This is a genomic window from Acinetobacter baretiae (genome assembly GCF_015627105.1).
Classification (GTDB): Bacteria; Pseudomonadota; Gammaproteobacteria; order Pseudomonadales; family Moraxellaceae; genus Acinetobacter; species Acinetobacter baretiae.
Map to the genome: position 1 here is coordinate 24,412 of NZ_VTDM01000024.1, position 21,551 is coordinate 45,962.

Consider the following 21,551-nt stretch of genomic DNA (forward strand, 5'->3'; position numbering starts at 1 on the left):
AATAGCATTTAAAGCTGTGTATCTTTACCATTTACGTTAAGCTGTAAATGATATTGATGTGTTGGATCAAACACAAAGTCATGACCAATTGCATAACTCCTTTCACTTCCTGCTAAGACATAACCATTGACCGTACCAATTTGTAATGGGTACTCTTTTTTCGTGGTTGCATCAATCAATTTCACTTCTGTAATTAAACTACGCAAACCACCTTGATTCATAATAATCAATGCACTTTTTTCAGCACGTTGCTCAATTTTCCATGCCAATTTAAATTGGCTTTCTGGGTTACTGATAAATACAGGCAAAGAGATTCTCATCAAGACCGTTAGACCTTGTGACATTTTTCTTGAATCTAATGGTTTTGGAATTTCATCTAAGATTAAACGATAGCTTTTTTCATCTTTGATCGGCATTTTATCTAAACGAACAATGCGGTAATTATATGATGATGTTGCAGCTAAGTTGGTTACAGGTGGACTAACAACCACTTCAGTGGTCGGTACAAGAACATCTCGACCATTTTCTTGCGTCCATTTAAATACGCGAGCTTGTAAAGTTGCAGGTTCAGAAGATTCATTAAACACAGATAATGTTTGACTGTTTTGATTTGATTGAAGCTCAATCGTTGTAGGAGACACTCGAAGCGATACAGCAGCCACACTTGCTGAATATAGCCCAGCAACGCCTGTTAAGATCAGCCCCAAAACAGCAAACCTATGCTTATGCATATTTAATATCCAGTCATTTAAGTATTTTAAAATAAATGTTGGTGAATTCTAAAATTCACCAACATCATGCTTAACATAGAAACAGACTATAAATTTAGTATGTTACTGTCAACGTTACTGTATCTACATAATCACCAACACTTGGTAATATTGTCCCTGCAGGAATTTGACCAAATATTTGTGTAGATTGCACCTCACCTGAACCAGTACCTTTTAAAATGGTGCTACTGTCAATTTTTTGTGAATATGCAGAATCTGAATAAAGATTGTACGGTAGAACGTCATTACCCGAACCACCTTTCATATTACGTTGGCCAGAAGCTGCGTTTCCACCATTATCAAATGAAAGATTCCATGCTGTCCCTTTGTTACATAATACATTTACAGCACCTGCACCACTTGCATTGGTTTGTGCATTTGCATTTGCTGCCAAACTAGAAAGCGAACCAAAATCTAATGTGGTATTACCAAGGCTAGCACCCGTTGCGCTAGTATTTAAAACACAGCTCGATGTGATATTTGCTTTTACGGTCATTGAACCTGTTGTTGTTGCTGCGATTGCTGAGTCAGCAACAGGAATAAGAAGAGCAAACATTGATAAAAACTTATTCATACGTATTTCCCCTAAAGTTGGGAGGTGAGAGAAAATTGAGAGAGATACAACCGAATGTACACGAGGTACATGCCTTACACTAGTTAAGTATTGTAAGATAAAATATTTATTAATTATATAATAGTGGGTCGGCACTCCCTTGCCTTACTCAACACGACAATTTAAATTCTCACCCATATGAGTTTAAAAATCGATCAACCAATAGGTTCTATAATTACAGTGATTTAAAGCGCATATTTACTAAAATATAGTACATTTTATCACACCATTTTTAGCTTATTTTTTGTACTAAAAATCTTTTTCTTATTTACAAAAAATTACAATAAAATCTCAATAACCACATCTTAATTTTATTTTCAATGTCAAAATAAACCAAATAAAGTGCTATTCCGATCATATAGATTGAATATATCAATCGTTAAAATAATGCGATTTTATGCATTTTTGTTTTAATTTTAACCAATAGTCCCCATTATCTAGCCCTATTACAGGATCAATCGATCAATATACATTGGTCATAAATACCATATGATGACTGGCAATATGTACACAGTTTATGCATAATACGCCATCAAAAAATTACTGGAGTGCAGTCATGCTACACCTTCGAGTCCACCCTGATAATCCACAGCAACGACTCATTAAACAAGCTGTAGATATGATTCGTGACGGTAACATCATCATCTATCCAACAGATGCAGCCTATGCAATTGGCTGTAAAATCGGTGATAAAGCGGCGGTTGAACGCATATCTAGAATTCGTCAACTTGATGCAAAACACCAATACACCATTTTATGTAGTGACTTGTCACATCTTGCAAATTTTGCCAAGGTCGACAATCCAACCTATCGTTTACTCAAGGCACACACTCCATCTGCAACCACGTTTATTTTGCCCGCAACGAGCGAAGTCCCTAAACGTCTTATGCACCCTAAGAAAAAGACCATTGGCTTGCGTGTACCAGAAAATACGATTTGCCAAATGTTACTCCAAGAACTTGGTGAACCTTTACTGACCAGTACACTCATTTTACCGAATCAATCAGATCCACTTGATGACCCCTACGAGATAGAAATGCAATTAAGCCATCAAGTCGACGTGTTTATTGACAGTGGTTTTGGCACATTAAAAGAAACCAGTATTGTTGATTTATCTGGTGATCAAGCAGAAATTATTCGTTATGGTGCAAGTGATGTGAGTGCTTTTGAATAACATGTATTTACTTTTGTCATAAATAGACTAGAATCAAGCACTATATACTTTTGATCAAGCACATAACTCACTGCTTGATCTTCTCATGCCTTTGAAAATTCGCGTGGCTTAAATATTTCATGAACTCTGCTTTACAAGCTCCTGTAGCTCAAACACCTGCTATACGTGTATTTGATCAATATCAAAATAACATCCCTAACGATTTATACATTCCACCCGCGGCATTTCAAGTCTTGGTCAATTATTTTGAAGGACCACTCGACTTTTTATTATATTTAATTAAAAAAAATGGGTTTGACTTATTACAACTCGACATTTTACCCATTGCCACACAGTATTTAAGCTACATTGAACACATGAAATGCTCCGACATCGAGCTCACAGCAGACTATCTTGTCATGGCTGCGTTACTTGCTGATTTAAAATCGAGACTTTTACTCCCAAAACCAAGCACACTTCATATTGAAGATGATCCTAAACAACAACTGGTTGATCGCTTAGAACAATATTTACGCGTCAAAGAAGCTGCTTCTGCTCTTGATGATTTAGATATCTTAGAAAGAGATACATTTACACCACAAGTTGCACTCGGACAAACAAAAATTGATATTCATGGCCTCGATGCCAATATCTTAGTACAAGCATTACATTGCCTACTCAATCCACCCTCCCCTGTCGAACACCATATTCAGGTAGAAATGGTATCGCTTGAAGAACGTCTAAGTTACATTGAACATACGATAAAAAGTGGCCACAGTTATTGTTTTAATCAGCTCATTTCTCCTAAACAAGGTCATATCGGTATTGTTGTTACTTTTATGGCCGTTTTAGAGCTAATACGACAAGAGAAAATAACCATTTTAAGTACAGGTGTTGAAAAACCTTTGTCTATTTGTGGAGTGAATCTATGAATACCGCACAGCAACATGAACAATTAATGCAACTCGAAGCCATTATTTTTGCAAGCGATACACCTGTTTCAATTCAGTTCTTGAAAGCCGCTTTTAAAAATAAATATAATAAGCAAGAAATGAAAGTACTATTGCAACAATTAGCCACTTTGCAACATGGTCGCTCTATTGAACTGATCGAAACTGCGCAAGGATACCGCTTTCAAGTCCGTGCTCAATATCGCCCTACTATTCAAGAGATTTGGCCTGACAAACCCATTAAGCTCTCTGCATCTCTCGTTGAAATACTTGCTGTCATTGCTTACCATCAGCCAATAACACGGGCAGATATTGAACACATTCGAGGTGTGAGTAACAACAGTCAAGTGCTCAAAACATTATTTGACTGGGGTTGGATTAAAGAATCAGGATTTAGAGAAATTCCTGGACGTCCTGCCCTATTAATGACCACACCACAATTTTTAAATGCTTTTGGCGTCTCATCATTGAGCCAATTGCCGCCGCTACAGGATACCAAGGACGTATTCATGACACTTGATGCACATGCAACAACGTCGTGAAAAGGTGCACTGTTGATTGATTAATTCTAAGGTTTACTGTTATGAGTGAAAAGTTACAAAAAGTTTTAGCACGTGTTGGCCTAGGCTCACGTCGTTATATGGAAGAAGTCATTGCTGCTGGCCGTGTCAGCGTGAATGGTAAAGTGGCACATGTCGGTGAGCGCATCGAACAAGGTGATGAACTTCGTATAGATGGCCGTAAAGTACAATTTCAGCTTGAAGATGAAATTCGTCGCCGTGTACTCATTTATTACAAACCAGAAGGTGAAATTTGTTCACGCAGTGATCCTGAACAACGCCCAACCGTATTTGAACGCTTACCTCAAATTCCAAACGACCGTTGGGTGATGGTCGGACGTTTAGATATTAACAGTACAGGTTTACTTTTATTTACCAATGATGGTGAACTCGCTAACCGTTTAATGCACCCATCAAACGAAGTAGAACGTGAATATGCCGTCCGTGTCATGGGTGATCTGACGCCTCAAATGCGTAAAAAACTGATTGATGGCGTTGAACTCGATGATGGCCCTGCTAAATTTGAATCTATTTCAGATTTAGGTGGTGAAGGTATTAACCGTTGGTATCAAGTGGTGGTCAAAGAAGGTCGAAACCGTGAGGTTCGCCGTTTATTTGAGTCACAAGAATTGAAGGTGAGTCGCTTATTGCGTACTCGATACGGCTCAGTAATCTTACCACGTGAATTGCGCACAGGACGTTGGACTGAGTTAGATAAAAATGATATTGATGCTTTAACCAAATTGGTTGAGTTAAAACCACGCCAAGGTACAGGACTTTACGGTTTAGCAAAACGCCGTGCTGAACGTATGGCAGAAAGCCCAATGCCTGCACGTCGTGGCGGCTATTTACGCCAACAACCACGTGAAGACGACCAGTCTAACTCCAAATCAGCAAGACCACAGTCAAACTCACGCAAAGGTTATGCTTCAAAGCCTTATGGCTCACCTCGCCGTAATCGTCACAACGAATCAGAATAATTGTATCTAAAAGCCTCAAACGAGGCTTTTTTTATAGCACAGTATTTAAACAGCTTGGTTTAAATCGGGAATATCAATCCACATCGCTTGCGGAAAGTGGGTTTGTACATACTGTTTTAAATAACGCTTGCTATCTTGAGCAATACAGACATCTTTTGCATCATGGCAGACATTATACGCCAAGGCATGTAAAGTTATTTTTCGGTGCTGTAAAGCCTCTAAACTCAATAAAGTATGATTAATACTTCCCAAACGCCCAGAGGTTACTAAAATCACTGGGTAGTTTTTTTGACATATATAATCAATACTTAACAACTCTTCAGTTAAAGGAACCATCAAACCACCAGCACCTTCTAATAACACCACATCAAAACGTTGACTGAGTGTTTGAGTTGCTTGGTCTATTCGATCAAAATTGATTTCTCTTCCATCAATTTTTGCAGCCAAATGTGGTGATGCAGGATAACTAAAAATTTCAGGCATAGTTGTTTTATCATGATCTTCTACAAAAAATGGCGTGGCCATAATACGACGATGTTGCTCAATGTCCTCTGAAACATGGTGATTCCCTGTTTGCACCAATTTTTGAGTAATAACACGTTTTCCTTGTTGTAAATACTGCAATGCCAAATAACCTGTTGCATAGGTTTTACCAATTTCAGTATCTATACCACTAATAAAATAGACATTTTCCATTATTTTTTCCGAGCAATGATATAAATAGGATGGTACGTCAATGCATATTGACGATTGTGGTCTGCATCTAATTGACTAAACTGAAGATAAGCATCATAAAATTGTTGTAATTTTTGTTTGTTCCATACAAATTGATTTTGACTTGCCGTCACCCCTGTTGCCTTTAAATGTTTAAGCACTTTTAATGGATGAGAAAACCACAATGTCATAGTGTGTTGTTCTAAGTGTAACACCTCAAAACCTTGCCGAGTCAACATGGTGGTCGTATCTTCAACAGATAAATATGTTAAACCATGACCTGTTAATGCTTTAATTTCTTGTAAGTTTTTCTCAGAAAAACTAGAAAAGATGAACCAACCATGTGGATCTAAAGCTTGTCGTATTTGTGCAAATAATCTGTTAGGATCATTGACCCATTGCAACGCAGAACTTGATACCACAGCATTCAAGCCCGCAGGTAATAATATTTTTTCGATATCTCCAATACAAAAATGAAGGGCATCATTTGGTGGAAAAAATTGTTGTACTGGTGCGTAAATATCATTGGCAAAATACTGTAATGGTTGATATTGCAACAACATTTGTCGTGTTAAATTTCCAGAACCACAACCAATTTCTAGTATATGATCCAAAGGTTGAAAGACATACTTTTGCATGAGCATCATCAAATGCTGACAAATTTCCTGTTGAGCAATCGCTTGTTCGGCATAGCTTTCTTTGGCTCGTGCAAAACGCTGTTTGACTTTACTTTTGTCGACTGACATCAGAGTATATCTACCAAATCAAAAACATCTTGTTTTTGTATAGATGCCGTCAAAGAAATACGTAACCGTGCTTGATGCTTTGGCACTGTTGGTGGACGTACAGGCATAATGTAAAACCCAAGGTCTTGTAATTGCTTCGATTTTTGTACCGTTTGATCATTTTCACCAATCACAATCGGTACAAGATGACTACTCGATGGACAAACGTACCCTTTGGCCACTACTTGCTGTTTTAAATCTTGGCTCAATTGGTGTAAGTGTTGACGCTGAGTAGACATGCTTTGCATTTGTTCAAACATAAAGTGTGTCCATGCAACATTCACTGGAGGCAATGCCGTGCTAAACACCAATGGACGCATGGTATTAATCAAATATAATTTAATCACTTCATCACAGATTAAATACCCCCCTACAGAGGCCAATGCCTTACCAAATGTGCCCACCAAAAAATCAATGTGTTCGATCACGGCGTACTGTTCTGCACACCCTAAACCACGTTGACCACGCACGCCAATTGCATGAGCTTCATCCACATACAACATCACTTTATTAAATTGTTGTTTAAGTGCCACCAAACCGTGTAGATCGGCTTCATCGCCATCCATACTAAAAACACTTTCAGTCACCACAATAATGCGCTCAATCTCATCATCATGATATTTTTCTATCAATTGTTTTAAATGATTTAAATCATTATGGCGATAACGAACGTAGGTTGCAGCACTTAAGCGAATACCATCGATCATACTGGCATGAATCAACTTATCTGCCAAAATAAGGGTCTTAGAGTTACACAGCGCAGGCAATATACCAATATTCATGTGATAACCACTGTTGAATAATAAAGCTGAGCGCCCCTGAAACGCATCTGATAACGTCGACTCCAAACAAGTGTATTCTTCAAAATTTCCTGTCAGTAACCGTGACGATGAACTTGTCATTAAACTTTCATTTTGCTCAAAAAACTTCTGTTTCAACTCACTATGCTCCGCCAACCCCAAATAATCATTGGAGGATAAATTCAACATACGTTTCGATGCAATCGTGAGCCATTTTCCCTGCTGTTGATACTGCGTTAATTGGCGATAATTGCCTTGCTGTTTCAATACAGTTAAAGCTTGCTCATAAAAATCTAGTAATGACACATTACATCCTTTGATCACTGCTGTACCACATCACACAGTACCGTTAAAAGTTGAGTCAAATCCGCAGTTGAAATGACATACGGAGGCATTACATACACAAGCTTTCCAAAAGGCCTGACCCAAATGCCACGTGCCACAAAAACATCTTGCAATTGTTTTAAATGTACAGCCTCTTTCATTTCTATAACACCAATGGCACCAAGCACACGTACATCTTGCACACCCTCGACATCAATCAGCGCAGAAAGATGCGTGGTTAAAATCTTTTCAATACGTTGAATATTACTTTGCCAATCTTGCTCGAGTAAAAGCGTGGTACTTTTCAAAGCCACTGCACATGCCAATGGATTAGCCATAAATGTGGGGCCATGCATAAACACCCCTGCTTCACCACTTGAGATCACATCTGCGACATGGCAAGACGTTAATGTAGCCGCTAAAGTTAAATACCCACCTGTCAATGCTTTACCAATGCACATTATATCTGGTACGACATCTGCATGCTCCCATGCAAATAACTTTCCTGTTCGTCCAAAACCTGTCGCAATTTCATCAAAAATCATCAGCACATGATATTTTTCACACAATGTTTTGGCTTGACGTAAGTATTCAGGATGATAAAACCGCATCCCACCTGCACCTTGTACAATGGGTTCAATAATCATGGCCGCAATCTGTTCATGATGTGTGGCCAGTGTTTCTTCAAGTGCTTTTATATCATCTACATACCATTCCCCGCCATAACGACTTTGAGGAGCAGGTACAAAATAACGAATAGGAAGTGCTGAACCAAAAATCTGATGCATGCCCGTGACAGGATCACATACAGACATGGCATTCCATGTATCACCATGATAACCAGAATGCGTAGTTATAAAATTTGTTTTTTGATGCTGACCTTGAGCAGTCCAATACTGTACTGCCATTTTCAATGCAACTTCAACCGCCACTGAACCTGAATCTGCATAAAAAATTTTATCTAAGGCCTTAGGCGTTATAGCCAATAATACTTTACCCAATTCAATGGCAGGATCATGGGTCAGTCCACCAAACATAATATGTGACATGTTCTGTAACTGTATTTGAATGGCATCATTGAGTTCAGCATGATTATAACCATGTATTGCACACCACCAAGATGACATCCCATCGATCAATTGTTTTCCATTTTCTAGTTCAATGGTGGTTCCATATGCTCTTTTTACTTTAAATGTCGGCAGTGGATCAAGCATTGAAGTATATGGATGCCATAAATGCAAACGGTCAAATGAATCACTCATGGGCAAAGCTCAAAACAACAATAAAGGCGTTATGTTAATTTTTTCAATACCGCAATGCTATTGCGAGATGCGACAAATTGTTATCTTATCTATTGTGTAAATAATGCTGTATACGTTGGGCAACTTCTGTGGCATAAAATACAGGGAAACTATGACTCATATTATTCATAATTTCATAAGACACATTTTCCGAGAGTGCATGAGCCACAGCGATGGGCACCAATTGATCATGTTGTGCAAAAATATGATGACTTGGAACAGTCGCTAAAACGTCTAATACATTGAGTTGTCTAAGCCATGTAAGACCATTCACATAAAGTTCATGCTTAGCAACTGGTAAAAACTCCAACAATGTTTGCCACTGTGTTTTTGCCTGTGCATCTCCACGACAAATATTAAAATAAAACTGTTTTAATGTGGTTTGAGGATCTTGTAAATACTGTTTTTCAAACTGTTGAAAAACAGATTTTGGCATTGCATGTGACCAATCTTTAGAGGCCACAAAGCATGGGTTTGATGCCAAAGTAATCACTTTTTTTTCTTGTTGATCATGTTGTAAAAGATATGCCGATAACGTCATTGCAAGTTGCCCTCCTAAAGACCAACCAATCAATACATCTGCATTTAAAGCACAATTGATCAATGATGCAGGAATTTGATGAGGATTAAAAATATCGTGTACAGTCACACAATAACCTTGCTGTTGTAATGCATGACTCAACGGTTCTAAAGGTGTGGTTCCCATACCCCACCCTGTAATTAACATGATATGTTTTGTGCACATAATTTTAAAAAGATAAAGTCGACATCGCAATTATACGGTGTTATTCCTTTTGATCGATGCTTAAAATGCTCAGGATAAAAAAACCCAAACATCTTGGTTTGGGTTTTTACATACAATATTTAGAATTATTTAATTTTGCGTTGAATTTCTTGCTTTGCTTCTTCTAACATTTTGTTAAATGCTTTATCTGCATGTAAACGTGCCACGATTGCTGATCCAGTAATGCGCCCTGCATCGACATCACTTTGCCAATGTACGCCACAAATAACACGACTTTGGCCATATTCATAACCACGTTGTAAAATTTCATTTTGACGATCAGGTCTAATTTCCGCCAATACTAAAGCAGATGACCAACCAATGGTGGTATGGCCAGATGGATAAGCACCATTTTTACTTAAATTGGCTTCATCATTCGGGGTACAAGTATGTGAGTTAAAGAACATAAATGGACGTAAACGCATATAGTGCTCTTTTGCCGTTTTGGTCGCATAACTACCTGCATCTGTACGCAACTTTCTTAAAATTTCATAGGTAATCGGAGTATTTTGTGGTGAAATATCAATACCAAAAGCCTGTGAAAAAGGTTTACCTATATTTGCATCAGACAAATCTGCATCTTCTGCGGCTTGTTTCCAACGATCTGTACCTACAAGACTTTTTGCTTGATCATAGACCGCTTTATCTCGTAAAAAATCCACACTGTTATAGGTAGGTGGCGCAGGAACAATGGTTAAGCTGTCTGGAACTTGTGCCAATTGTAAGAAAGAATTACTCTGCTCTAAAGCGTAGCTTGTAGATACAGTACCTAATGTTGCAACCCATGCACATAACAGCGTTTTAATTTTCATATTTTTACTATTTGATAAATTATGCTTGCACTATAGAATCCTCATTTGACAAAAAAATGACACTTATATGTCATTAAAATGACAATATCTTTTTTAATCAAAATCACAAATTAGTCCAACAAAGCAACAACATGTCAAATCAAACGTCTTTTAGACAACAGAAATAAGTGAATTGTTGAACCTATTTCACTCATATAATTCTTATTTTTTATTTAAAATCAAATTTTTACATTCACCATAGAATATAAAATATATCTATTTTTCCATCACTTACATTAATTTTTTCAGTCAAATTGCATGATGTATCATCCAAAATATCCAATAAAGTAGCACAATCTAAATAAAACCATATAAAACAGCAATCTATTTACAAGATTTAATTAAAATTCAGGATATTAAGCTAAAATATGCTTAAAAGATAAATTATACATTTATTGCAACATTGATTTTTTAAATCAGTGCCAAAACTTCATTTTATGCGTTTATAGATGGCAAAACCATTTGATGACTCATACAACGATCAAAATCAAGATCTTTTCGAGTAAGGCGCTTTTCAGATTTATTTGTATGCATTGTTCAATGGTCTTACAATACAAAAAACGTATTTGTGCATGATTTTGTCTATTTTATGGCTCTAATAATCTCATACATTGATTCATCAAAAAAATCTTGCCTCGATCAAGGGCTAAAACCATATTAATATTGAAGCAAATAAACTCAAACCATAATTTTAACTGTTTTCACCCCGACATCACTCTAAAAGCTCATGCCATATATGAGTCAATTCCAATGAAGTCAGTAGATATTTTTAATAAAAAATTCAAACGATGCGATTTTATTGTGTACAAAATATGCCTCATACACCTTCAAAATGATTTCACTGTAGTGATATTTTGACGCACAAAAGCAACACAGTGCGCTCTTTGACTATTTTCCTGCCCTAAACAACAACTCAAAAAATGATCTTGTACCATTTGAGCTTGTTGTTCAATGCCATAATCTAAAAAATGCTTAGTGACTGAAAGTATATACCGATAACGACGATCAAATATTGCACGGCGTATGACTGGCAAACCATACTGTACTTGCCATACATGTACCATTTCATGAATAAACCAAGATTGAGTATAAATGTCTGTCTTTGAAAAATCAGTTTGCCATTGGCACGGGTGAATATAGATATGACCATTTGGACTTAATGCATAGTTTTTCAACATCAGTTGATGTGCCACAATGTTGACCTGATCAAGTGCGATACTCTTTGCAAAAACACGAGACACCAACTGTTTTTCACCGTGTGTTAATTGACGTTTTTTTTGCACAAAATGGGCATTTAATCGATGTAAAAACCGTGTAAAGCGCATACAACACCTATATAATAGAAAAACATGAATGTTATTCGTAATAAACTGTTATTTTTTATTATATTCACATCGTTTTTTAGATATTTAGGCCTAACCTTGGCAGTGTACTCTATAGATCACAGTATACTTGTTTTGAAACCCGATAGTATCAGTATACCATTACAGTGGGCTGAATAATTAAATTCAAGAAATCAACCCATTGTTATCCTTTAAAGGAATAGGATTTTGTTTAAATGAAAAATTTTAAAATAGCACTTGCTCAGTTTTCTCCGTACATTGGCAATCTTGAACACAATACGAAAAAGATGATTGAGCAGGCACATCAAGCCAAAAAAGACGGTGCAGACCTTATTGTCTTTCCTGAACTTAGTCTGGTCGGTTACCTTGCCGAAGACTTACTGCTTCGCCCAAGTTTAAAGAAACGAACTTTAGATGCATTTAAAGCATTAAGTGATGTAAAAGATATTGTTATGGTTTTTGGATTTGCTCATCAAACTGAACAGGGCCAAACCTTTAACTCTGCTGCTGTCATGAAAGATGGTGAAGTACTGGGCGTATACAACAAACAAAACTTACCGAATTATGGCCTATTTGATGAAAAAAGATACTTTACTGCAGGTCAACAGCACCTTGTATTTGAATACTTTGGTCATAAATTCGGTGTATTAATTTGTGAAGATGTTTGGACATTAAGTACCGTACAACAACTCGCTCAACTCAATATAGATACTGTTTTAGTCTTAAATTCATCACCCTACGAAGTTGGAAAACCTCAACATCGTATTCAAACACTGACCAAACTGGCTGAACAGCTCAATATTAATATTGTGTACGCCAACCAAGTTGGTGGTCAAGATGATCTTATTTTTGATGGTACAAGCTTTGTGGTTGGTCGCAATGCTCAATTGATACTCAAAGCACCTTCATTTGAAGAACAACTGTGTCACATTACTTACGACCAAACTCAGGCAGCATTTGAGGTTTCAACGATTGCACCTGAACTCGACACAATGGCTGAAATTTATCAAAGCCTTGTATCTGCAACACGTGATTACGTACAAAAATCAGGCTTTTCAGGCGTAATTTTAGGGCTATCTGGTGGAATTGATTCTGCATTAACTCTTGCAATTGCGGTCGATGCATTGGGTGCAGATAAGGTTCAAGCCGTCATGATGCCATACACCTATACCGCTAAAATAAGTATTGAAGATGCAACAACGCAAGCTAAAAATCTAGGCATCGCCTTTGGTGTCGCGGAAATACATCACATTGTAAATAGCTTTCAGCAAACCCTCTATCCATTTTTTGGTAACTCACCTGCCGATAGTACAGAGGAAAATTTACAAGCCCGTGCCCGTGGTACATTGCTCATGGGGTTATCAAATAAGTTTGGTAATCTGGTGTTGTCTACAGGCAACAAATCTGAACTTGCGGTCGGTTATTGTACACTTTATGGTGATATGGTAGGTGGCTTTGCTGTATTAAAAGACGTGTATAAAACCATTGTTTTTGAATTGGCAAAATATCGAAATACTTTGGCAGAGCAACCTGTGATTCCTGAGCGCGTAATTACTCGCCCACCTTCGGCTGAGCTTAAGGCTGAGCAAACCGACCAAGATGCTTTGCCAAGCTACGATGTGCTCGATGGCATTTTATATGCTTATATTGAAGAAGATCAAAGCCAAGATGATATTATTGCCAAAGGTTTTGACCGAGCTGTGGTAGAAAAAGTCATTCAAATGGTTGATCGCAATGAATATAAACGCCGTCAAGGTGCCATTGGCCCACGTATTAGCTCACGTGCATTTGGGCGTGAACGCCGTTACCCTATTGTGAATCAATGGCCTGCAGGTAAGTAAATAAATAACCTATACAGCCTTTTAGTCTATATAAATGACTGAAAGGCTTTTTTATGTTGAAATAACACAACAATTTAGAATTAAGCATATTCAGCATTGCCTCTTCAATATTCTGCTTTATTATATTCATAATTTTTTTACATTTTATATTTCATGACTTCTTCAGCTACACTTGCACTGAGTATAGAACTCTTACAGCAACCTTCCGTCACGCCCAATGATCATACTTGCCAACAGATTATTGCCAATCGTTTAGAAAAGCATGGCTTTCATATTGAACACATGCGTTTTGAGGAGGTTGATAATTTATGGGCGCGCCGTGGTACTACAGGGCCAGTTTTTTGTTTTGCAGGTCACACCGATGTTGTCCCTACAGGCAATGTTGAGGCTTGGGATTCTGCACCGTTTAACCCTGAAGTTCGCGATGGCAATCTATACGGACGTGGTAGTGCCGACATGAAAACTGCCATTGCAGCCATGATTACAGCAACTGAGCGTTTTGTTAGTAAGTACCCAAACCATCAAGGTTCGATTGCATATTTAATTACCTCTGATGAAGAAGGCCCTGCAAAACATGGAACGGTCAAAGTCATTGAAACGCTCGAAGAACGCCATGAAAAAATAAATTGGTGCTTGGTTGGAGAACCTTCAAGTACGGATCGTCTGGGCGATATTGTTAAAAATGGCCGCCGCGGCTCTTTAAATGCAAAAATTACCATTCAAGGTAAGCAAGGTCATGTTGCATATCCTCACTTGGCCAAAAATCCCATTCATTTGGCCACCACTGCCATTGATACCTTATGCAAAACCACATGGGATCACGGCAATGAATACTTTCCTGCTACAAGCTTTCAGATTTCTAATATTGCCGCAGGAACAGGTGCAACCAATGTTATTCCCGACATTTTAGAGATTACCTGTAACTTCAGATACTGTACGGAAGTGACTGCAGATCAACTCAAAACACGTGTAAAAGACATTTTAGATGCCAATCAATTAGATTATCAAATTGATTGGAATTTATCTGGGGAACCATTTATTACGCCTGTCGGTGACCTTGTCAAAGCAACCCAGCATGCCATTGAAAATGTATGTGGCTATAAAACGACTCTTTCTACCAGTGGAGGTACATCTGATGGTCGATTTATTGCCCCTACAGGTGCTCAAGTCATTGAGCTTGGTGTGCTCAATGCTACGATTCATCAAGTCAATGAACACGTCAATATTGCAGACTTAGAACCTTTGTCTGCAATTTATGAAGAAATTTTAATACAACTGCTCACATAATTTATTCAGGTCAACCTTAATCAATGGCTAGGAATTTTCTGACATATAGATTTTTTGGTTGGCCTGTAACAGTCATTCCCTCTACCGAGTACCCATAATTGCTGTAGAATGTGGGTTAGGTTTTTATTTATATTAGGACAATTTAACATGCGTGCGAGCCGCTTTTTGTTTGCAACTCTTCGAGAAAATCCAAGTGATGCAGAAATTATTTCGCATCAACTCATGCTAAGAGCAGGTATGATTCGCAAATTAGCATCGGGTTTATATACATGGTTACCTTTAGGCAAGCGTGTTCTAAATAAAGTTGAAACCATCATTAAAGAAGAAATGGATCGTTCAGGCGCATTAGAAGTATTTATGCCTGTAACCCAACCTGCAAGTTTATGGCAAGAATCTGGCAGATTTGTGCAATACGGCCCTGAATTATTGCGTTTTAAAGATCGCCATCAAAATGACTTTGTTCTTGGGCCAACACACGAAGAAGTAATCACAGATTTTGTACGTAACGAATTAAAAAGTTATAAGCAATTACCTATCAATTTGTATCAAGTTCAAACTAAATTTCGTGATGAAATTCGCCCGCGTTTTGGCGTTATGCGTTCACGTGAATTTATCATGAAAGATGCATATTCTTTTCATATCACCCAAGCTTCTTTACAAGAAACCTATCAGGTAATGTACGACACTTATTCTCGTATATTTACTCGTTTAGGACTAGATTTTAGAGCTGTACAAGCAGATACAGGCTCGATTGGTGGCTCAGGTTCACATGAATTTCATGTTTTAGCATCAAGTGGGGAAGATGCTGTCGTATTTTCCTCTGAATCTGACTATGCTGCCAATGTAGAAAAAGCTGAAGCATTATTGGTCGGTGAACGAGCAGCACCTACTGAAGAATTAAAATATGTTGAAACACCAGCACAAGATACGATTGCTAAAGTATCTGCATTTTTAGGCTGTTCATCTGAACAATCGGTGAAGGCATTGTTGGTACAAGGTCTTGCACAAGAAGATGGCAGTACACCTGTGGTTGCTTTATTTGTACGTGGTGATCATGAACTCAACACCATTAAAGCAGAAAATCACCCACTAATTGCTTCACCGTTAACCTTTGCAACAGAAGCACAGCTTAAACAGTATGACTTACCTGCAGGCTTTATTGGGCCACAAGGTTTAGTTGAAAAAGGTATTACGGTTATTGTAGATCGCTCAGCATCTGTGTTGTCTGATTTTGTTGCGGGTGCAAATATTGCAGACCAACATGCGGTAGGCGTGAATTGGGATAGAGATGCGAAAATTTCAGAAATCTATGATTTACGTAATGTAGTTGAAGGTGATTTATCGCCAGATGGTAAAGGCACTCTACACATTAAACGTGGTATAGAAGTTGGGCATATCTTCCAATTGGGTAATAAATATTCCGAAGCACTTAAATGCACAGTATTAGGTGAAGCCGGTCGCCCTGTAACTTTAGAAATGGGCTGTTATGGCATTGGTGTTACTCGTGTTGTTGCAGCAGCGATAGAACAAAACTTTGATGATAAAGGTATTATTTGGCCAACTGCTCTTGCACCATTTGAAGTTGCCATTGTGCCTATGAATGCACACAAGTCACCAAAAACTGTAGCTGCGGCTGAAACACTTTACCAAGAATTACAAGCGTTAGGTTATGATGTATTACTTGACGATCGTAACGAACGCCCTGGTGTAAAGTTTTCAGATTTAGAACTCGTGGGTATTCCACATCGTATTGTTATTGGTGAAAAAGGCCTCGATGCAGGTACGTTTGAATATAAAAAACGTACTGATCAAGAGTCATGCCATTTAAGTAAAGATGAGTTACTCTCGGTACTGCAAAAATAGTGAATTTAAGATGAAAAGCCGTGCATTATGCACGGCTTTTTGATTATGCTTTAGGTAAGGTAACACCTGTTTGACCTTGATATTTACCACCACGGTCTTTGTAAGAAGTTTCACAGACTTCATCACTTTCAAAAAACAACATCTGTGCAACGCCCTCACCTGCATAAATACGTGCAGGCAAGTTGGTAGTATTTGAAAATTCCAAGGTTACGTGACCTTCCCACTCAGGTTCAAGTGGCGTCACGTTAACAATAATACCGCAACGTGCATATGTTGATTTACCCAAACATACTGTTAATACATTTCTTGGAATACGAAAATATTCCACTGTACGTGCTAAAGCAAACGAATTTGGTGGAATAATGCAAACATCAGCATCGATGTTGATAAAACTTCTTTCATCAAAGTTTTTTGGGTCTACAATTGCAGAATGTACATTGGTAAACACTTTAAACTCAGGGGCACAGCGCACATCATAACCATAACTTGAGACACCATATGAAATAAGCTTTTCACCTTGCTCATCAAATCTGACTTGATTTTCAGCATATGGTTCGATCATGCCATGATTTTGGCTCATTTCACGAATCCAGCGATCTGATTTAATTGCCATATCTATTCCAAAAATTTACATATATTTATATCAACATACTTTAACTGAAATCATGCTGTATTGAAATGTTATACCGCTTGTGTCATTCAATAGATTTTTATCACAATGATGTTTCAAATCCTTCATGTCTCGTTTAAGTTCATCATTTGAATCATTTAAAACCACTCAACGATCAAAAATATATGGTTTACATTTATTTTTACATCACAAACAACATAAAAATATAACGGATTACGATATGTGGTATTTCTAAAATCTTAGAACAAAGCATTTGATATAATCATTTGTTTAGAATTAAGGTATGTATCTAAAATTTTTATGGTGACGTTTAATAACATCATTTAAATGTACAAATATTTAAACGCTATGAAAGATGACATTTGATTAAAAATAAAAACTACACCTAAATTTAGAATGCTTGCAGGTGTTTAAACGATGTTGGTCAAATTGATGTTACTCCGTTATACACCATTTCAAAGATAAAAACCCAACTACCTTCGACTGAAGATAATTGGGTTTACGTTTAAACAAAAAACGTATTTAGTCGAATATTACCATTGGTAACCTACAGATGCTGCACCACTCACATTACTTCTCGTGTCTGCTGATGCACCAAACTTCCAGACATATTTATTACTGTCTGTAATTGCACTCACACCTACAGCAACGGCACCTTCACCACGGTAACCACTGATCCCTGCGCTCACCATACTCTTACCTGCATCCGTTGGCTGTGGTAAGTTACCCACTGCCATCGCACCTGCAATACCTGCATTAGTGTCGTTACGTAGCTTGTTCATTTGCTGGCTTGTTTGGTTAAATGCATTTTCCAAGTTACCCACACGACCATCTAAGCCAGTGAGTTTACCATCAATTGCACCTACAGCACTTCCAACATTATTGTAAGCTGTACCACCTACTGTGTAGGTCGGTTGAGACACTGTACCATCTGCTTGTACAGATGAACCACCGCCAAGTGCAGCTGCCGTAGCCGCACTCACTTTATACACTTGGGCTCCGTTCACAGCATCAGTAGAACTCGCTGACACATTACCATTTGCAACACCGCTAATTGTACGGCTCGTACCTGCGTTGTTTGCCACGTTAATTTGTGTGCCTGCTGAATCTTTGCCAATGCTAACGGCTGCATCATTACTTGCTTGCTGTACAATGCCTGTTTTACCACTACCAATATTACTTACTGTGTTTTGTAAGCTATTAATATCATTGGTATTCGCTGTTACTTGGTTTTGTACATTTGCAAGTTGACCGCCATTGACTGCGTCTTTTGAACCTGCGGTAACAGCACCATCTGCAACATTCGTAATGGTTGTACCATTACTACCACCTAAAGTGATTTTGTCTTTATTTACGCTACCGTCTGCGTTGGTATCATATTGAACAGCACTGTTTGCCAATTGGTTTACACTACTAGAAACACCATTAACAGCAGAATCCAGTTGGCCTTTATTAACTGCGTCTGTTGCATTTTCACCATTTGCAACATTAGTTACTTTTTGACCACCTGCGTTAATACCAGATGAAGTAATACTTGCGCCATTAGATCCATCTTTATTTTTAATGGTCAATCCATTACTACTTACAGAGGTGCTTGAGCCATCTTTAGCAGTATATATGGAACTATCTGCACCATATTGTGCACTATTTCCTGTAGTTGTATTGGTCACAGCAAGCCCGTTTGCCGCAAGTTGACTACTGTTTCCAGCGCCATCTACTACAGCAACACCACTATTATTTACTGTTGTATTACCCGACACCACTGAATTAACAGTAATATCTTTACCACCAGTATTCGCTTTTTGAACTGCTTCATCTAAAGCACTCAAAGCTCCTGCCAATGTCGTTGAGGTTGTACCGTTAACTGTATACGTTGGATTTGTGATCGATCCATCGGCATTTACAGTTGCACCACCACCCAAAATATTCGCTACAGAAGTTGTGCTTGCATTTACTTTACCGTTAACAGATTTAAGCTGTGCTACATTTACAGCATCTGTATCTGCAGAACCTGCGGCAAGCCCAGTAATTTGACGCGTTACATCTGTACCATTACCGACAGCCACTGAACCTGTTGTAGATTTCCATGTTACTTGATTGTTTGTAGACGATGCATTTGTTACTGCATCATAGCCTGCAACATTACCTGCATTGGTTGTTCCAGAGCCTGTACCAAGTACAACGGAACCTGCAGTGGTTTGTTTTACTTCATTACCAAGTACAAACGTATTATTACTGCTTTGGGTAATATTATTATTATTACCTACAGAGTAACTATTTGCACCATCTACAACGGTTGGGTCACCAAAGGCACCTGAATTATTGCCTGTAACTTGGTTTCCTGTACCAATACTAATTGATTGATTTCCAGATGCTTTGGCACCATCACCAATGGCAATTGATGATTGACCAGATACACTTGAGTCATTACCAATCACGACTGAGTTCTTAGCCGTTGTTGCAGCAATTGCATTCACACCCAGTGCTGTTGAGTTTTCACCACCTGCACTTGAATCTTTTGCTTCAGTTGCTGCATTGGTATGAGCAAATTTCACACCCTCTTTATTCATTTTTTGAACAGTTTCACCAATTGTTAGGTTATCTGTTGTGGTTTGACCTGCTTTGTTGTATGTCAAGAATAATGAGTCTGGATTTGGATTGGTTCCACTATAGTTTTGATTCACCACCTGACCCGTCACACTTACGCCATTACCATTACCATCTTTTACATCGGTAATATTGCTGCTAATTGCAGAATCAAGCTGACCTTTGTTTATTGCGTCTGAAGCACCCACTGCATTTGCTACATTTGAAATGGTTGTTCCACCTCCTGTAACAATGCTATTTCCATAGCTATCTGTACCTAAAGTTGCAGTTGTACCTTTTCCATTACCTGCCACAATACTCGCATAATTTGTTGTACCATCAGTATTTTTGGCATATTGCACAGCCGAGTCACCAATTGAACCCAGTTGTTTTTGTAACTGTGATTGTACATCTGCAACTTGACCACCTGTCACCGCATCTGTAGATCCTGTTGCAATTTCACCACTTTTTAGATTGGTAATTGTGCCACCAGCAACATCTAAACCTGTTTTCGTCAGTGATGGTCCATTTGCAACTTTAACACCTTCTGCTGTTACAGCCGTACTGTTACCCAATGCATCTGCAACGGTTACACCTGAGGCAGTAGAAATTGTACTATTACCTGAACTGTCTTTCAGCGCATTACCTGTCGCAGTTAAGCTATTACTGTTACCATTTTTATCAGTCACATTTGTACCTGATGCTGTGGTTTCAGTTGTATTACCTACATTATCTTTAATCGAGCTACCTGTTGCACCATAGCTTGAGCTGTTGCCTTGACTGTCTTTTACTGTGTTTCCTGATGCAGTTGTTGTAGCGCTATTACCATTTGGATCACTCACACTTGTACTTGATGCAGTCGTTGTATTACTGTTACCTGCGCCATCTTTAATCGTACTGTTTGTGAGACCGTAGTTGGCACTAATTGGGTTGCCACTGCTGTCTTGACCTGTGAGATTGCTGCCAGATGCACCGTAAACGGCTTTGGTACTATTGCCATTGGCATCTTTACCTACAACCGTTGTACCTGTGGTGTCTAATACGGTATTGCCTGCAGTAACGCTGTCTACATCTAAATTACGATTTAAACCATATTTGATGTTGTTGCCATCTTTGGCAACCGTCAAGTTCTTATCGCCATCAACTGTACCGATGTCTAAACTGTCACCCGCTTTGATCACGCCCTTATTGTCGGCACCACCATTATTACCATTACTCGTTACCGTAAATCCTTGATCTAATGCAGCAATTGCGTCGCCTACATTGTTCTTGTCTTTACCGTTAACACTGTACGTTGGTGAAGATATCGTCCCTGTTGTTGGGTCATATGTTGAACCACCACCTAGTGCTGATGCTGTGCTTGTACCTGATGCACTTGTTTTTTCACCACCTGCTGACGTTACTTCATCAAGTAA

18 protein-coding genes are annotated in these 21,551 nt (G+C 38.3%); 7 read left to right on the forward strand and 11 right to left on the reverse strand.

Features of this window, described 5'->3' with window-relative positions:
* Window positions 1-8 precede the first annotated feature (8 nt).
* On the reverse strand, window positions 9-731 hold the full coding sequence (locus I2F17_RS09950) for a fimbrial biogenesis chaperone (RefSeq protein ID WP_211139789.1): 723 nt from the start codon (window positions 729-731) through the stop codon (window positions 9-11).
* Window positions 732-825: 94 nt separating this feature from the next.
* Entirely contained in the window at window positions 826-1,344 is a 519-nt protein-coding gene (locus I2F17_RS09955; RefSeq protein WP_211139790.1) for a Csu type fimbrial protein, read from the reverse strand.
* A 595-nt stretch (window positions 1,345-1,939) separates the two neighbouring features.
* Here I2F17_RS09955 and I2F17_RS09960 point away from each other — a divergent pair.
* The 4 genes from I2F17_RS09960 (at window position 1,940) to rluB (ending at window position 5,026) form a co-directional block, all read left to right on the forward strand.
* Entirely contained in the window at window positions 1,940-2,557 is a 618-nt protein-coding gene (locus I2F17_RS09960) for an L-threonylcarbamoyladenylate synthase (protein WP_196423485.1), read from the forward strand.
* Between the two features lie 119 nt (window positions 2,558-2,676).
* On the forward strand, window positions 2,677-3,468 hold the full coding sequence (locus tag I2F17_RS09965) for a segregation and condensation protein A (RefSeq protein WP_196423445.1): 792 nt from the start codon (window positions 2,677-2,679) through the stop codon (window positions 3,466-3,468).
* The gene (gene scpB, locus I2F17_RS09970; protein ID WP_196423444.1) at window positions 3,465-4,028 is read left to right on the forward strand and encodes an SMC-Scp complex subunit ScpB; all 564 of its coding nucleotides are present in this window, start codon (window positions 3,465-3,467) and stop codon (window positions 4,026-4,028) included. Before I2F17_RS09965 ends, scpB begins: the two co-directional genes overlap by 4 nt.
* A gap of 41 nt (window positions 4,029-4,069) precedes the next feature.
* Window positions 4,070-5,026: a 23S rRNA pseudouridine(2605) synthase RluB gene (gene rluB / locus I2F17_RS09975; protein ID WP_196423443.1), complete on the forward strand. Its 957-nt coding sequence runs from the start codon at window positions 4,070-4,072 to the stop codon at window positions 5,024-5,026.
* 45 nt (window positions 5,027-5,071) lie between these two features.
* Here the strand turns inward: rluB and bioD are convergent, their stop codons facing one another.
* The 7 genes from bioD to I2F17_RS10010 all read right to left on the reverse strand — a co-directional run bounded on the left by bioD (window position 5,072) and on the right by I2F17_RS10010 (window position 11,910).
* Window positions 5,072-5,722 carry a dethiobiotin synthase gene (gene bioD, locus I2F17_RS09980; protein WP_213014472.1) on the reverse strand — a complete coding sequence of 217 codons (651 nt, stop codon included), beginning with the start codon at window positions 5,720-5,722 and terminating at the stop codon, window positions 5,072-5,074.
* Window positions 5,722-6,486 (reverse strand): malonyl-ACP O-methyltransferase BioC, encoded by a 765-nt coding sequence (gene bioC, locus I2F17_RS09985; protein ID WP_211139791.1) that lies wholly within the window; start codon window positions 6,484-6,486, stop codon window positions 5,722-5,724. Before bioC ends, bioD begins: the two co-directional genes overlap by 1 nt.
* Window positions 6,486-7,631: an 8-amino-7-oxononanoate synthase gene (locus tag I2F17_RS09990; protein WP_211139792.1), complete on the reverse strand. Its 1,146-nt coding sequence runs from the start codon at window positions 7,629-7,631 to the stop codon at window positions 6,486-6,488. The genes bioC and I2F17_RS09990 overlap by 1 nt, the downstream gene beginning before the upstream one ends.
* 14 nt (window positions 7,632-7,645) lie before the next feature.
* A complete protein-coding gene (gene bioA, locus I2F17_RS09995; protein WP_211139793.1) occupies window positions 7,646-8,911 on the reverse strand; it encodes an adenosylmethionine--8-amino-7-oxononanoate transaminase in 1,266 nt (421 codons plus the stop codon).
* A gap of 85 nt (window positions 8,912-8,996) precedes the next feature.
* Entirely contained in the window at window positions 8,997-9,677 is a 681-nt protein-coding gene (locus I2F17_RS10000) for an alpha/beta fold hydrolase (RefSeq protein WP_211139794.1), read from the reverse strand.
* Window positions 9,678-9,820: 143 nt separating this feature from the next.
* A complete protein-coding gene (locus tag I2F17_RS10005) occupies window positions 9,821-10,546 on the reverse strand; it encodes an acid phosphatase (RefSeq protein ID WP_211139795.1) in 726 nt (241 codons plus the stop codon).
* An 866-nt stretch (window positions 10,547-11,412) separates the two neighbouring features.
* Window positions 11,413-11,910 (reverse strand): type IV secretion protein Rhs, encoded by a 498-nt coding sequence (locus I2F17_RS10010; RefSeq protein ID WP_211139796.1) that lies wholly within the window; start codon window positions 11,908-11,910, stop codon window positions 11,413-11,415.
* Between the two features lie 233 nt (window positions 11,911-12,143).
* On the opposite strand from I2F17_RS10010, the gene I2F17_RS10015 reads away from it, so the two are divergent.
* The 3 genes from I2F17_RS10015 (at window position 12,144) to I2F17_RS10025 (ending at window position 16,919) form a co-directional block, all read left to right on the forward strand.
* The gene (locus tag I2F17_RS10015; RefSeq protein ID WP_196423436.1) at window positions 12,144-13,769 is read left to right on the forward strand and encodes an NAD+ synthase; all 1,626 of its coding nucleotides are present in this window, start codon (window positions 12,144-12,146) and stop codon (window positions 13,767-13,769) included.
* 153 nt (window positions 13,770-13,922) lie between these two features.
* Window positions 13,923-15,056: a succinyl-diaminopimelate desuccinylase gene (dapE, locus tag I2F17_RS10020; protein ID WP_211139797.1), complete on the forward strand. Its 1,134-nt coding sequence runs from the start codon at window positions 13,923-13,925 to the stop codon at window positions 15,054-15,056.
* Window positions 15,057-15,203: 147 nt separating this feature from the next.
* Window positions 15,204-16,919, forward strand: a complete 1,716-nt coding sequence (locus I2F17_RS10025; protein ID WP_211139798.1) for a proline--tRNA ligase — start codon at window positions 15,204-15,206, stop codon at window positions 16,917-16,919.
* 43 nt (window positions 16,920-16,962) lie between these two features.
* On the opposite strand, the gene dcd is transcribed toward I2F17_RS10025, so the two are convergent.
* A complete protein-coding gene (gene dcd / locus I2F17_RS10030) occupies window positions 16,963-17,532 on the reverse strand; it encodes a dCTP deaminase (RefSeq protein WP_196423433.1) in 570 nt (189 codons plus the stop codon).
* Window positions 17,533-18,083: 551 nt separating this feature from the next.
* The coding region (locus I2F17_RS10035) for a YadA-like family protein (protein WP_211139799.1) at window positions 18,084-21,551 on the reverse strand (3,468 nt) is incomplete at its 5' end.

Bases quoted from the DNA above. Each gene is read 5' to 3' on its own strand.
- bioC (WP_211139791.1), bottom strand. From the start codon at position 6,486: ATGTCAGTCGACAAAAGTAAAGTCAAACAGCGTTTTGCACGAGCCAAA.
- dcd (WP_196423433.1), bottom strand. From the start codon at position 17,532: ATGGCAATTAAATCAGATCGCTGGATTCGTGAAATGAGCCAAAATCAT.
- dapE (WP_211139797.1), top strand. From the start codon at position 13,923: ATGACTTCTTCAGCTACACTTGCACTGAGTATAGAACTCTTACAGCAA.
- I2F17_RS09965 (WP_196423445.1), top strand. From the start codon at position 2,677: ATGAACTCTGCTTTACAAGCTCCTGTAGCTCAAACACCTGCTATACGT.
- scpB (WP_196423444.1), top strand. From the start codon at position 3,465: ATGAATACCGCACAGCAACATGAACAATTAATGCAACTCGAAGCCATT.
- bioA (WP_211139793.1), bottom strand. From the start codon at position 8,911: ATGAGTGATTCATTTGACCGTTTGCATTTATGGCATCCATATACTTCA.
- I2F17_RS09955 (WP_211139790.1), bottom strand. From the start codon at position 1,344: ATGAATAAGTTTTTATCAATGTTTGCTCTTCTTATTCCTGTTGCTGAC.
- I2F17_RS10000 (WP_211139794.1), bottom strand. From the start codon at position 9,677: ATGTTAATTACAGGGTGGGGTATGGGAACCACACCTTTAGAACCGTTG.
- I2F17_RS10010 (WP_211139796.1), bottom strand. From the start codon at position 11,910: ATGCGCTTTACACGGTTTTTACATCGATTAAATGCCCATTTTGTGCAA.
- I2F17_RS10025 (WP_211139798.1), top strand. From the start codon at position 15,204: ATGCGTGCGAGCCGCTTTTTGTTTGCAACTCTTCGAGAAAATCCAAGT.
- I2F17_RS10015 (WP_196423436.1), top strand. From the start codon at position 12,144: ATGAAAAATTTTAAAATAGCACTTGCTCAGTTTTCTCCGTACATTGGC.
- I2F17_RS09950 (WP_211139789.1), bottom strand. From the start codon at position 731: ATGCATAAGCATAGGTTTGCTGTTTTGGGGCTGATCTTAACAGGCGTT.
- bioD (WP_213014472.1), bottom strand. From the start codon at position 5,722: ATGGAAAATGTCTATTTTATTAGTGGTATAGATACTGAAATTGGTAAA.
- rluB (WP_196423443.1), top strand. From the start codon at position 4,070: ATGAGTGAAAAGTTACAAAAAGTTTTAGCACGTGTTGGCCTAGGCTCA.
- I2F17_RS09960 (WP_196423485.1), top strand. From the start codon at position 1,940: ATGCTACACCTTCGAGTCCACCCTGATAATCCACAGCAACGACTCATT.
- I2F17_RS10005 (WP_211139795.1), bottom strand. From the start codon at position 10,546: ATGAAAATTAAAACGCTGTTATGTGCATGGGTTGCAACATTAGGTACT.